At 58.6% G+C, this 12,657-nt stretch carries 10 protein-coding genes; 5 read left to right on the forward strand and 5 right to left on the reverse strand.

Annotation, left to right across the window (positions count from 1 at the left end):
* Positions 1–5 precede the first annotated feature (5 nt).
* From ugpE to MK745_RS02255, 5 genes are all read left to right on the forward strand, one after another.
* Positions 6–914, forward strand: coding sequence for a sn-glycerol-3-phosphate ABC transporter permease UgpE (gene ugpE, locus MK745_RS02235; protein WP_431978961.1), 909 nt, complete (start codon positions 6–8; stop codon positions 912–914).
* Between the two features lie 10 nt (positions 915–924).
* Positions 925–1,965 carry an ABC transporter ATP-binding protein gene (locus MK745_RS02240; protein ID WP_243611652.1) on the forward strand — a complete coding sequence of 347 codons (1,041 nt, stop codon included), beginning with the start codon at positions 925–927 and terminating at the stop codon, positions 1,963–1,965.
* A gap of 85 nt (positions 1,966–2,050) precedes the next feature.
* Positions 2,051–2,815: a hypothetical protein gene (locus MK745_RS02245; RefSeq protein ID WP_243611653.1), complete on the forward strand. Its 765-nt coding sequence runs from the start codon at positions 2,051–2,053 to the stop codon at positions 2,813–2,815.
* A gap of 10 nt (positions 2,816–2,825) precedes the next feature.
* Positions 2,826–3,773: a hypothetical protein gene (locus MK745_RS02250; protein WP_243611654.1), complete on the forward strand. Its 948-nt coding sequence runs from the start codon at positions 2,826–2,828 to the stop codon at positions 3,771–3,773.
* A gap of 109 nt (positions 3,774–3,882) precedes the next feature.
* The gene (locus MK745_RS02255) at positions 3,883–5,211 is read left to right on the forward strand and encodes a DUF2793 domain-containing protein (RefSeq protein ID WP_243611655.1); all 1,329 of its coding nucleotides are present in this window, start codon (positions 3,883–3,885) and stop codon (positions 5,209–5,211) included.
* Between the two features lie 7 nt (positions 5,212–5,218).
* Here MK745_RS02255 and MK745_RS02260 read toward each other — a convergent pair whose 3' ends face one another.
* The 5 genes from MK745_RS02260 to MK745_RS02280 form a co-directional block, all read right to left on the reverse strand.
* Positions 5,219–6,676: a mannose-1-phosphate guanylyltransferase/mannose-6-phosphate isomerase gene (locus tag MK745_RS02260; RefSeq protein WP_243611656.1), complete on the reverse strand. Its 1,458-nt coding sequence runs from the start codon at positions 6,674–6,676 to the stop codon at positions 5,219–5,221.
* 21 nt (positions 6,677–6,697) lie between these two features.
* Positions 6,698–7,843, reverse strand: coding sequence for a UDP-galactopyranose mutase (glf, locus tag MK745_RS02265; protein ID WP_347813639.1), 1,146 nt, complete (start codon positions 7,841–7,843; stop codon positions 6,698–6,700).
* Between the two features lie 119 nt (positions 7,844–7,962).
* Positions 7,963–10,443 carry a calcium-binding protein gene (locus tag MK745_RS02270; protein WP_243611658.1) on the reverse strand — a complete coding sequence of 827 codons (2,481 nt, stop codon included), beginning with the start codon at positions 10,441–10,443 and terminating at the stop codon, positions 7,963–7,965.
* Positions 10,444–10,567: 124 nt separating this feature from the next.
* Entirely contained in the window at positions 10,568–11,224 is a 657-nt protein-coding gene (locus tag MK745_RS02275) for an ABC transporter ATP-binding protein (protein WP_243611659.1), read from the reverse strand.
* A gap of 17 nt (positions 11,225–11,241) precedes the next feature.
* On the reverse strand, positions 11,242–12,573 hold the full coding sequence (locus tag MK745_RS02280) for a sugar transporter (protein WP_243611660.1): 1,332 nt from the start codon (positions 12,571–12,573) through the stop codon (positions 11,242–11,244).
* Positions 12,574–12,657: the final 84 nt, after the last annotated feature.

Below are 12,657 nucleotides of genomic sequence, written 5' to 3' on the forward strand. Positions count from 1 at the left end.
CTGACATGTCCGACGCAAATACAGCGGCGATGGCAGCCGCGACACTCACCCAACCGGCCAAGCGGCGCCGGATCAAGGCCGCGACGCTTTTCGATCACGCGGTGCTCATCCTTGGGGCGCTCTTCATGATCGTACCGCTTGTCATGGTGTTCCAGATGACGACGGTTCCGGATGTCGAAATCATCAAGACGGGGCCGAGTTTCGTCATCGGGGATCAGCTTGACGAGAACTTTCGCAAGGCGATGTTCGAGGCGTCCGGGTTCTCGGGAGAGAACAGCGGTACGAATATGCTCGTCAATTCGTTCATCCTCGGGATTGGGTTTGCCGTTGGCAAGATCGTCATCGGCATGATGGCCGCCTATGCCATCGTCTATTTCCGCCTACGTTTTGCGACCTTGGCGTTTTGGATGATCTTCACCACGCTGCTCCTGCCGCTCGAGGTGCGTATCCTACCCTCCTATGAGGTCGTCCAGAGGCTCGGGATGCTCAACACCTACCAAGGGCTCATCATTCCGCTCATCGCGTCGGCAACGGCGACGTTCTTTTTCCGGCAATATTTCCGGTCAGTGCCGGAAGAGCTTGTCGAGGCGGCGCGGATCGACGGGGCGGGGCCGGTCAAGTTTTTCGTAGATATCCTCGTGCCACTTTCCAAAACCATGATCGCGGCGATGTTCATCATCATGTTTGTGTATGGCTGGAACCAATATCTCTGGCCCACAATGATCACGACCGAGGAAGACATGTTCACCCTCGTGCGCGGGATCAAGCAGATCACGCAGGTCATGGAGGGCAACCGTATCCCCGAGTATGGCCGCGCCAATCTTCTGGCGATCATCGCGATCATCCCGCCGGTCTTTGTCGTCATTTTCTTCCAGAGTTGGTTCGTCAAGGGCCTGACGGAATCCGATAAGTAAGGAGAGTCTCATGGCTCAAGTGCATCTCAATGGCCTGAACAAGGTCTATCCCAACGGGTTCGAGGCGCTCAAACCCTCGAGCTTTCACATCGAGGACGGAGAGTTCGTTGTCCTCGTGGGGCCATCTGGCTGTGGCAAGTCGACGTTGCTTCGGATGGTGGCCGGCCTTGAGGAGATCACGGCGGGCGAATTGAAGATCGACGACCGCCTTGTGAACGATACGGACCCGGCGGATCGCGATATCGCCATGGTTTTTCAGAACTACGCGCTCTATCCGCATATGAGCGTGCGCAAGAACATCGCCTATGGGTTACAGAACCGAAAGGTGGGCAAGGCCGAGATCGCGCAGAAAGTCGCGGAGGCGGCAGCGATGCTCAACCTCGGGGATTACCTCGACCGCAAACCGTCGCAGCTCTCGGGCGGTCAGCGTCAGCGTGTTGCGATGGGGCGGGCGATCGTGCGTGATCCGGCGCTGTTCCTGTTCGATGAACCACTCTCGAACCTTGATGCCAAGCTGCGCAACCAGATGCGGATCGAGATCAAGGCATTGCAGCGCCGCCTTGGTGTCACGTCGATCTATGTCACCCACGACCAGGTTGAGGCGATGACCATGGCGGATCGGATCATCGTCATGAACGCCGGCCGGATCGAACAGATTGGCACCCCGGAAGACGTCTATCATCGTCCGGCCTCGACCTTTGTTGCGTCGTTCATGGGAGCGCCGCCGATGAACCTTTTGCCGGCCATGGCCAATAAGGGCGTTGTGGAGTTTGCCGGCACGGAGGTGCATCGCCATGAGGCCGTTGAGGGGCCTCTTGTATTCGGTGTTCGACCCGAAGACATCATACCCGATGCGCTGGGCGAGATGCTTTTGCATGTCGATATTGTCGAGGAACTTGGTGCGCACCGCCTCTTGCATGGCAAGATCGGGGCGGAACAGGTGACGATGCATGTCGGCAAGGACACGGAGATCGCCAGCGGCCCCCTTCCCGTTTCCCTAAAGCCGGACGCAGTTTCGCTTTTTGACAGGGCGACCGGCGCGAGACTTTAGTCCGTAGATTGGGTGTGGTCCCTTTACCCGCTGCGCCGCATTGCCCATAGTGCGCGGACCAAGGGACTGAAAAGGTGATAGGGTGATGCCTTCGGATGCGTCTTCTGACCTCGTGAGCGAGCAAGGCGCGGGAGGCGTTGTCCTAGGGCGATGGATCCTTGGCATCGCGATGCTATGCAATGCAGCGGCGATTGCCATCGTGAATTTCTGGATTTACCGGGCGCTCGCCGTCTATGCCCGGAATTTCCCGGAACGTATGGCGGTGCATCCGATCACCGTAAGCCGCGCGATCACGGATCCCGAAGTCTCAGACCCCTTTGCCGCCTGGATCACCTTCTCTGCGCTTATTCTTCCAATTGGCGTCGCGGTTGTCGCCTTGCTTCAGGCGCGCGTCAGCCAAACAGCAATTGGGCGCGGGCTTGCGTGGTCCATGGTGGTGTTTCAGTTCGGTTCTTCGGTTGGCATGGTGCTCTTGTCGCACTACCGGTTTCCCGATCACGACGAAATCCACATGGCGGGCAGCTTTCTCTTCTTCATCAGCCAGACAGCGATGATCTTGGCCTGCGGGCTAAGTGCGCGCCATGTTCTGCGTCACGGCGCAGGACTTTCCGAGAGCCTTTTGCGTGGAAATCGGCTGCGCGTTCTTGGGGCGATCTGGGTCGCGTGCCTTGCGGCGGCCTATCTCTGTTTGTTCGTTGGGAAGGGTTATGTGTCAGGAAAGGTCTATACTGTGGTCTACAAGGTCTATACCTTGACCGAGCCGGCTCTGATCTCGTCCTTCCTTGCGGTGTTTGCGTTCTATTTCTTCGACCTGATCTATTACTTCCGGCGTGTGAATTCGAACGTCTGAAGGAATAGGAATGGACGATAGCGTCGATGTGGTCCTCACTTGGGTGGATGACAGCTGGCCGGGGTATATGGATGAGCTGATCCGGTTCCATGACGATCCCCGCGACCTCAATCCGAACCGCACCCGCGACAATCTTGGTCTTCTGCGCTATGGGCTGCGGTCGCTCGATATGTACCTCCCGAACCTGCGTCGGGTGTATCTACTTACGAAAAGACCGCAGGTGCCGTCTTGGCTCGATACGGATCGTGACGATGTCCGGGTCGTGCATCACGATGAGATCATCGCTCCAGAGTTCCTGCCCACGTTCAACTCATTCACGATTGTGAGCCATTTGCACTTGTTGCCGGGGCTTGGCGAGCGCGTCATCTATCTTGAAGACGACATGATGCTCGCATCGCCATTGGCCGGTGGATCCTGCTTTGATGCAGCGGGGCAACCATATTCATTTGTCGAGGCAGGCATGCTTCCGCGGCAGGCGGATGTCGACCCGGCGAAGGAAAGCCCGTGGAACCTTGCGCTCGCGCATACGGCAGAGGTTCTTGATCAACGGCATGGCGTGCAAGCATGGCAAAGACTGCACCATGGACCGTTGCCGTTCTTTCGGGAGCAGTATGGTGAGGTGATGGAGCGCTATGCCGAGGAAATCGCGGCAACGCGCGCGGAAAGGTTCCGGTCGGGGGCCTGTGTCGCGCCGGAGGTTCTATTCACTCTCGACATGATGGCGCGCGGTCTGCAAGCCCCTGCCCCAGAGATGACGCCGCGCATGAAGGGCTATGCGTCACTTGAGAATATCTGGCTCGTGACGGCGGCGCAGTTGGCGTGGCTTCGGTGGCGCGGATCGCAGACACTTTGCCTCAACGACAGCTTTGGAGATGCGCCAAACCCGCGGGTAGAGCGGCTCGTGCTTGGATGGCTAGAGCGGTGTTTTCCAAAGAAATCCCGGTTTGAGCTTGTTTAGAGACTGATTTCTTTTTGGGTTCGACGCGGCGCACGGTGCGTTAGGAGGGTGTTTTTCTCGCTCGGGCATGGTCCACGGAACTTGACCATTTGCCGGAGGAAGCCCGCCGATGTCCGAAACGTCCCCGATCCTCGGATTGCCCTATCTGCAGCCGTCTCAGGCGCAAAAGCATGTGACCCACAATGAAGCACTGCAGCTGCTTGACGTGGTGACGCAGCTTGTCGTGGAGGCCTTTCAGGCCGAAGTGCCGCCGAGTGTTGCGGAGCAAGGCGCGGTTTATGCGCTGGGTGGATTGCCGACCGGCGCATGGGCCGGTCATCCCGGAACGCTAGCCATTTGGCGCGCTTCGGCATGGAGTTTCGTGACACCTGCCCCCGGCTGGCGCGCGTGGGGGAAGGCCGAGAGCGATCTGCGGGTCTGGGATGGCTCAGATTGGGCTGTTGTGGAGGCGGCGACGCAGGGTCTCGCCGGACTTGGGGTTAACACCCAGTCAGATGCGCAGAACCGTCTTGCGGTGCGCGCGGACGCAACGCTTTTGACCCATGAAGGGGCCGGGCATCAGATCAAAGTCAACAAGGCGAGCGCGGGCGATACCGCGTCGCTCTTGTTTCAATCAAACTGGACCGGCTTTGCGGAGATGGGGCTGGCGGGGTCAGAGGCGTTCTCGGTCAAGGTTTCACCAGATGGCCAGAGTTGGACCGAGGCGCTTACCTTTGACGGGGCGACGGGACACGTAGGCGGCACGGCAGTGCAAGCGGATTTGATGGATGAGACGGACGGGCGCTTGATGCCTGTCGGGGCCTTTGGTTTGGGGGCTCAGACACCACCCGAGGCCGCCGATGTTGACGATCCCTCATTGCCGACGGGCCTCTATCGCACCGGTGTCGGAACCGCGCAAATGGGCGCCCTCCCGTCCGCGGAAGGCGTGCTGCTAGTGCAATCCTGGGATGCCACGGCGGTTCACCAGACCTGGACAAGCAATGCCTCAGGCGAGGTCTATAAGCGCGCACATGATGGAAGCGCCTGGACGGGATGGGATCGTCTCTTGGCGGGCGCGGATATTCTCGGGACTGTGGCGTATGCCGGGGGTGTTCCGACAGGGGCAATCCTCGAGCGCGGCTCGAACGGCAATGGAGAGTATGTGCGATTTGCCGACGGATCGCAGATTTGCCATGCGACTGCGGCGGTTGATGTGACGAGCACGGCGGTGCAGGTGTTTGGCTTTGCAGCCGATTTCGTAGCAACGCCGTCGGTCTCGTTTGGACATAAGGCGGCTGACCCGAATGCGGCGCTTTTCTTTGCAAACATACAGGCCCTCAGCGGTCAGGCAGGTACGGATCAGCACTGGACCGTGCGACTTGCGGCGGCGGGGGTGTCCACCGATCCATCGGACGATGCCGAGAAGCTTTGTCTGACGGCGATTGGGCGTTGGTTCTAGGGGTGGTTTAGCCCTTGGCGCCCTGCCCCCGTTTGTAAAGATCTTCGTAGCGAATGATGTCGTCTTCGCCGAGATATGTCCCTGTTTGCACTTCGATCAGGACCATCGGAACCTTGCCGGGGTTCTCCATGCGATGCACGGCGCCGAGCGGGATATAGACAGATTCGTTCTCGCTCACGAGTTGGGTGGTGTCGTCGATGGTGACGCGGGCAGTGCCTTCGACGACGATCCAATGCTCAGAGCGATGCATGTGGCTTTGTAGAGAAAGAGCAGCGCCCGGTTTGACGACGATACGTTTGACCTGAAAACGATCAGAGAGCGCGAGTGTCTCGAAATGTCCCCACGGGCGATGATCGCGAGCAAAGCTCTCTGCTTGTTTTGCGCCTTTGGCCTTGAGTGCGGCCACGGCCTTTTTGACGTCTTGCGCGCGCGACATGTCCGCGACGAGAACGGCGTCAGGCATTGCGACAACTAGTGTGTTCTCAAGGCCAATTCCCACGAGTTCGAGACTGTTGTCTTCTGATCGCAAGAGAGAGTCGTGACAATCGATTGCCGTGGCGGGGCCGGATGTGACCATCCCCTGCCCGTCTGGCTCAGTCTCTCGCATGACGGCTTCCCAGCTGCCAAGATCGGACCATCCACCCGCGAAAGGCACAACGGAAAGCGCGTCGGTCTTCTCCATAACCGCATAGTCGATAGAGATGTCTTTGACCCCGGACCAGCCTTCTGGATCGAGCCGCAAGAAGCCGAGGTCTGCTTCGGCGGCGTCCACCGCGGCCTTGACCGGCGCGATCAAGTCTGGCGCGTGGGCTTCAAAGGCACGCAAGATGTCGGTGACCGCGAACAGGAAAATCCCGGCGTTCCAAAGGTAGTTCCCCTTGGCGAGCATGTCTTGCGCAGTGCTTGCGTCTGGTTTCTCGACAAAGCGTGTCAGGGGAATGGCCACGCCGGATCCATCCGGCGTTTCGGAAAGGTCGAGATAGCCATACCCGGTTTCCGGGCGATCCGGCGTGATGCCGAAGGTGACGAGATGCCCCTTGTCGGCAACGACACGCAGGCCTTCGCGCACGGCCTCGTGGAAGCCAGCGACATCCGGAACCACGTGGTCGGAGGGTGCGACCAGCATGATTGCGTCAGGGTCGTGGCGCTGCAGGTAGAGCGCCGCAGCAAGGATCGCCGGAGCCGTGTTGCGCCCCTCGGGTTCTATAAGCACGGGGCCGGGATCAATTCCGACCTTGAGAAGCTGCTCGGTGACCACGAAACGAAAATCGGGGTTCGTCAGGACCAATGGCGCGGCAAAGAGCTCGCCACTCAGCCGTTCTGCACAGGATTGGAACAGGCTATGTTCACCGGTCAGCTTAGAGAACTGTTTGGGGAAACTCTTGCGGGAAAGCGGCCAGAGGCGGGTGCCAGAGCCCCCGCAGAGAATGACGGGTGTGATGCGGCGGTTCTGATCTGTCGACATGTATTAGTCCTGCCTCAAATACTACAGGCGTTCCTGCACGAAAGCGGGCATGGTTTCGCCCTTTCGCGTAGTTTCAAGGAAAGTCTCTGCTGTGTCCATGGCTTCGCGGATCGTGACGTCCATATCGAGATAGCGGTAGGTCCCAAGACGCCCGACAAATGTCACGCCTTCGCAGGCTTTCGCACGCTCGACATAGGTCTTGAGCGTGGTTTCCTTATCGACGAAGCGGATTGGGTAGTAGGGAATGTCGTCTGGCATGCAGGCACGGGAGAACTCGCGGTAGCAGACCGTTTTTTCGTGTTGCTCCCATGGGGCAAAATGTTTGTGCTCTGTGATCCGGGTATAGGGAACGGAGCGATCGCCGTAGTTCATCACTGCGCATCCCTGATAGTCATCTTCTGCGGTGAACCTCTCGAAGTCGAGGGTTCTGTAGCCAAGGCGACCATGTGCATAGCCGAAGTATCCATCAAGCGGCCCGGACCAGAAGACATGGTCATAGGATTCGGCCATATCGGGAAAGAACCATGTCTCGAGGGTCACTTCGATCTTCTCGTGATCGAGAATGCGTTCAATCATCGCGGTGTAGCCCTCTTCCGGGATGCCTTGGAAGGCGTGGAAGAAGTAGTTGTCGTCGTAGTTAAAGCGAACAGGCAAGCGCTTCAGGATCGACGCGGGAAGTTCAGTCGGCGAGCAGCCCCACTGTTTCTCGGTGTAGCCCTTGAGAAACGCCTCGTAGAGATCTGGCCCGACGAACTTTAGGGCTTGCTCCTCAAAGGAGTGCGGCTCGTCGATGGAGTCATCGCCAAGAGACGCGATAAATGCGCGTGCCTCATCAGGGCGCATGGTCTTGCCATAGAATTGGTTGATGGTGTGGAGATTGATCGGAAGCGAAAAGACCTGACCCTGAGAGGTTGTCTTGACCCGGTTTTTGTAGGGCATGAACTTGGCGAAGCGGTTGACGTAGTCCCAAACACCTTTGTCATCGGTGTGAAAGATGTGAGGGCCGTACACATGCACCATGACCCCCGTTTCGTCGTCCCGTTCGGTATGGCAGTTGCCGCCGATATGGTCGCGTCCATCGATGATGGTGATGTCGTGCCCGGCCTCTGCGAGGTGGCGGCCAATCACCGCCCCAGACAGGCCAGCGCCCACAAGCAATATTCTCACCGTGAACAACCCCCGAGTATAGAATTCGCGGTGTTGTAGCTATAGGTGGCCCATCTCACAACCAACAATCCTTTGCGCCGTGCCAATGACCGGTCGCAGAGGCGCCTATGTTGGTCGCCCTACCCGAGATCGAAGAGGACATCGGATAGGGCGAAATCGTCCTCGCTCAACCCGGTCAGGGTTACGCGTCCACCGGTCCAGCTCAGCAGAAGCCCCTCCGGAGTTACGCTGAGGACGAAATCACTCATGGGGCGGTCGGAAATCTCGATCCGCAGCAGGTCTTCGGATGGATCGAAGTCCGTGATCTCCCGGCGGCCGGACTCTCCGAGAAATACGAACTCGTCCGCGCCGCTTCCGCCGCTAAGGACATCTCCACCGCCGCGGGATTCGATGGTGTCGTTGCCATCTCCGCCATCGACGGTATCACTGCCCTTGAAACCGGTTTGGATGTCATCAATCCAAAGATCGTCACCGTCCCCGAGTTTGGCGGTGTCACGACCGATCCCTCCCTCGACAGTATCGTTGCCGGATGCGCCGAAGAGACGATCCTTGCCTTGATCTCCGTGCAGCATGTCGTCTCCGTTTCCGCCAAAGATCTTGTCGCCGCCCTTGTTGCCAAACAGAAGATCGTTGTCGTCTCCGCCGTAGAGATGGTCTCGTCCCTTGGCGCCCCTCAGGACGTCCATGCCGGATCCGCCGTAGATTGTATCGCCGCCACCGCCACCCTTGAGTAGGTCGTTTCCGGCATCTCCGAAAAAAGTGTCCTTGCCGCCGCCACCTTCAATCGTGTCGTCTCCGGCTCCTGCTTCAACATAGTCCTGACCGTGAATCTTCGCTTGGGTGGAGTCTATGTAAAGGTCGTCACCGTCGCCCATGAACGCTCTGTCCTGCCCGTTGCCGCCGATCAACGTATCATTGCCTGCGCCGCCAATCAGTGTATCCGCGCCTGCGCCGCCAGAGAGGTGATCGTTGCCGACATCGCCCATCAGATGGTCGCGTCCGTCCAGCCCGTCGAGCGTATCATTGCCCCAAAGGCCGCTCAGGATATCGTTGGCACCCGTGCCGATCCATTCGCGATCGACAACCATCGGGGGACGATCAGGGCCGGTGATGATCGTCTGGATGATTTCGGACCGCGATAGGCTACCACTTCCTTTGCGTATGATCTCTGTGATCTCGCCGCGCCAATGGATCAGGGCGCCCGTTGCTGTGCTCTCGATATCGAGCGCATAGGGATCGTAGAGCATGGAGAAGGCGGAAAGGTCGATCCGGTCTTTGGATTTGTCGAAATCTACGATGACATCGACCGCGCCATCCTCGTCCAGAACGAAGATGTCATAGCCGCCGCCGCCGTTTAGCGTGTCTTGTCCTGCGCCATCCACAAGCGTGTCGTGCCCGTCGTAGCCAAAGATAGCGTCATTGCCACTGCCTCCGCTGATGAGGTCATCATCCCCGCTTCCCGCAAGTTCGGCATCGAGCGTTCCTCCTTGCAGAGTCAGGCCCTGATCCACCACGGAAAAGGAAAATTGGGTCAAGCCGGGCGTCGTGGAGGTCGCGGCGAGCACTTGCACCTCGTCGCCGACCTGAGTCGCCACAAGCGCAGATAGGTTTTCAAGCGGTGCATCTTCGCTATGGGCAAAGCTATCGAGATGTAGAAGCCGTCCGTTCGGTAGAAGCATGAAAAGCGTCAGACCATCATCTCCGCCGCCAGCAAGGATATAGGTTCGATCCCCTGCGTTGACCGTTGTCAGGGACTGAACCTGGCCAAAGCGCGTCGAAAGCGTATCCAGTAGGTGGTCCGTTGCGATCAGTGAGCCATCCGCACCAATACGCATAACGCTAATGGCGCCTGCGCCGAACTCGGGCGCGGAAGACGCCGTGATGGCGAATGTGCTTCCATAGGCCGACAGTGTCTCAAGCCCGACGATTTCAGGGAGGAGCCCAAGCCCATCCTCGACACCGAGGCTATCGAGAAGTTTGACTTCCCCCGTTTCGGTGTCGAGGCAATAGCTCGTGATACCGCCTTCGCCACGGCTTGCGGCGAGAACAATACGCCCGGCCGCCGTGGTTTCTCCGGCAAGGCACACCACATCGGTCAGGTGGCTGTCATCTGTGTCTTGTAGCGTAGCCGTCTTGGCAAACTGTCCGGGTCCCGTCTGGCTATAGACGCCGATTCCGTCGCTGCCGTGCTCTGCCATAAAGACAAAACCCGTGGTGCTGTCGTGGAGGGCAGACACCTCGCCATTGGACCCAAGGCCCGGGATCTCGATCAGATCCCCGAAAGTCCCGTCCGAGTTCATGACGTAGCCAAAGGAACCCTCCGCGTTGCTACCGATGACGAGGATGTCCTGACCATCCTGCGAGAGGATTGAGATCTCTCCAGTAAGATTGAGCGCGCCGTCTGGGAGAAAAGCCGTTGTCTCGAGCGTCTGGGCCCCCTGCCCGGTCTCGAGAGAATAGCTCACAAGGCCACCATTGATGCCGGTGGTCGAGATGACCATGGGCCCGTTCTCGGTCTGCACCACATGCAGATCACGAATATCCGCCGACAGCGATTCATCCGGCGTATCGACGCCTTGTACGATTTGGAGTTTCGTCATCACCTACACCCTCACTACCCCCGAAAGGATGCGTCGTGCACCGGTAGGTTTTGCGGGTCAGGATTGCGGCGAAATCGGGGAGGTTCCCTCGGATAAGAGCAGAATTTTCAGAAAATGAACCGTGTTAGCGCGCCATGTGTTCTTCGTGCACGGCGATGGCGCGTTCCAGATCATGAAAGAACTCAATCTTACCATTCTCAAGCACGATCCCAGCATCACAGAACTGGCGCACTTGGCTCATGTCATGCGAGACCATGATGGCACTGCTGGTCTTCATGCGTTCGCGAAAGACGGCGCGGCTCTTGCGTTTGAATTGTGCGTCGCCAACGGCAGTGACCTCATCGACAAGATAGGTATCAAAATGGATCCCCATCGAAGCACCGAAGGCAAGTCGCGAGCGCATTCCGGACGAATAGCTGCGGACAGGCATATGGAAATGCTGACCAAGGTCGGCAAAGTCCTCGACGAAAGCAATCAGGCTATCGGTATCAACGCCATAGATGCGCGCGATGAACCGCACATTCTGGGCGCCGGTGAGTTCGCGGTGAAACGATCCACCAAAGCCGACGGGCCAAGAGAGTGTGCCGGCGCTGATCACCCGTCCGGAATCCGGCGGCATCAATCCCCCGATCATTTGCAAGAGCGTCGATTTCCCCGCGCCATTGCGCCCGAGAAGCGCCAGCGACATGCCACTCGGAAGCTCGGCGGAAAGATCGTCAATCACGACCTTTCGAGTTCCGTCGACCCAGTAGCTCTTGCTGAGGTTCTCGAAGCGGATCATTCCGACGGTCCCCGTGCCTATCTGCGGTCGCGCAGACTGTAGTAGACAAGCGCGCCCATGCCCCAGAGCATTGTGAGCAGAACGGCGGCGAGACCAGAGATGACAAAGCGGCGCGGATACTCCGATGATTGCGACCGCGTCGGTGTGACGTATGTCGCGAGATAGCGGCTTTGGCGGAGGGCGTTCGATTTAGCCACGTCGAAAGCAGTTAGCGCAGCGCGATAGGCTTGTTCGGCGAACTCGAGGTCAACCGTCAGGCTTTCATACTCGGCGATGAGCGTCGGATAGTCTTCTCCAAGCGAGCCGATCTCGTTCTCAGCGGTGGCAAAGGTCTTGCGTTCATGGGCAATCCGCGACCGGATCACTTCTATCTTCTGACGGGTTTGGACGAGACGGGGATCGTTCTCTGTCGTCGTCTGTTGCAGGATATCGGCCTCGACAAGGGCCTCGGCGAGCTGCTGTTGCAGGTTCTGTAGAACACCAAGGCGCGTTTCGATATCCGTCTGCGGGTCAACGATCTGAGTTCGGGTGCGATACCGGGTGAGCGTCTCGCGTGCGTCCTTGATCCGCTGCACTGCCTGTTTGAGATCGGTCTCGGCATAGCGCATCGCGTCTTCGCGGGCCGTCTCATTCAGGGTGTTGATCATCGCCTGGCTCTCGTTGACGATCTCTTGCGCAACACTCTGAGCTTCGATCGGATCAAACCCGAGGACTTCAAGATTGATCAGCCCGCTCGACCCGTCATAGGAGATGCGCACAACGCGTTCCCAATAAGCATGCAGGTCTTCGATGGTGGCATTCGGTCCCAGCGCGAAGATAGGATCGCTTCCCCAATGAGCGGCATACATAGTGCGTAGGTCGAGCTTGTCGTCAATCCTTTGAACAATGTCCTGGCTTTGGATGTATTCGTATAGAATGTCGGCATCTGTCTGCGTCGAGACCTTTGCAAAGCTTGCCAGCCCGCCAAGCAAGTCGGTTGCGCCGCTTGTTTCCTCGGAGCGCACGGTGAAGCCGGTATGAGAACTATATTGATCGTCGGCGATGACCCAAAGGTAGAACATCGTCACCAAGACCGGGAACACGACGCAGGCGGCAAAGCTTGCAGCGATCCCCCAATGGCGTTTGCGCATGGAGGCCACCACGGCGATCGGGCGCACTTCGACCTTCACAGCCTGACGTAGCCGCTTGCGTGCACCGCCTTTTCGTTTCTTGGCGGGGCTGGGCGCGCTGACACTGGTCCTGACTCTGCCAGATTTGAAGGCGGCAGTCTGGTCTGGGCCCCGCGAGGCTCTCTCGCGGCCATCGCGCGGTGCGTTGGAGCGGGTGCCGTTTGTGTTCTTGTCTGGCAAGGGGGTGTCCCGTTGTGAACTGGTTTGCCTCGGTCTGAGACTTTCTACATACTCTGGCACAGAAACACTAGCACGGGATAAATG

The sequence above is a fragment of the Shimia aestuarii genome (genome assembly GCF_022814865.1).
Lineage (GTDB): Bacteria > Pseudomonadota > Alphaproteobacteria > Rhodobacterales > Rhodobacteraceae > Shimia > Shimia aestuarii_A.

Excerpts from the sequence above, each read along its gene's own strand:
- ugpE (WP_431978961.1), top strand. The coding sequence starts at position 6 with ATGTCCGACGCAAATACAGCGGCGATGGCAGCCGCGACACTCACCCAA.
- MK745_RS02240 (WP_243611652.1), top strand. The coding sequence starts at position 925 with ATGGCTCAAGTGCATCTCAATGGCCTGAACAAGGTCTATCCCAACGGG.
- MK745_RS02245 (WP_243611653.1), top strand. The coding sequence starts at position 2,051 with ATGCCTTCGGATGCGTCTTCTGACCTCGTGAGCGAGCAAGGCGCGGGA.
- MK745_RS02250 (WP_243611654.1), top strand. The coding sequence starts at position 2,826 with ATGGACGATAGCGTCGATGTGGTCCTCACTTGGGTGGATGACAGCTGG.
- MK745_RS02255 (WP_243611655.1), top strand. The coding sequence starts at position 3,883 with ATGTCCGAAACGTCCCCGATCCTCGGATTGCCCTATCTGCAGCCGTCT.
- MK745_RS02260 (WP_243611656.1), bottom strand. The coding sequence starts at position 6,676 with ATGTCGACAGATCAGAACCGCCGCATCACACCCGTCATTCTCTGCGGG.
- MK745_RS02270 (WP_243611658.1), bottom strand. The coding sequence starts at position 10,443 with ATGACGAAACTCCAAATCGTACAAGGCGTCGATACGCCGGATGAATCG.
- MK745_RS02275 (WP_243611659.1), bottom strand. The coding sequence starts at position 11,224 with ATGATCCGCTTCGAGAACCTCAGCAAGAGCTACTGGGTCGACGGAACT.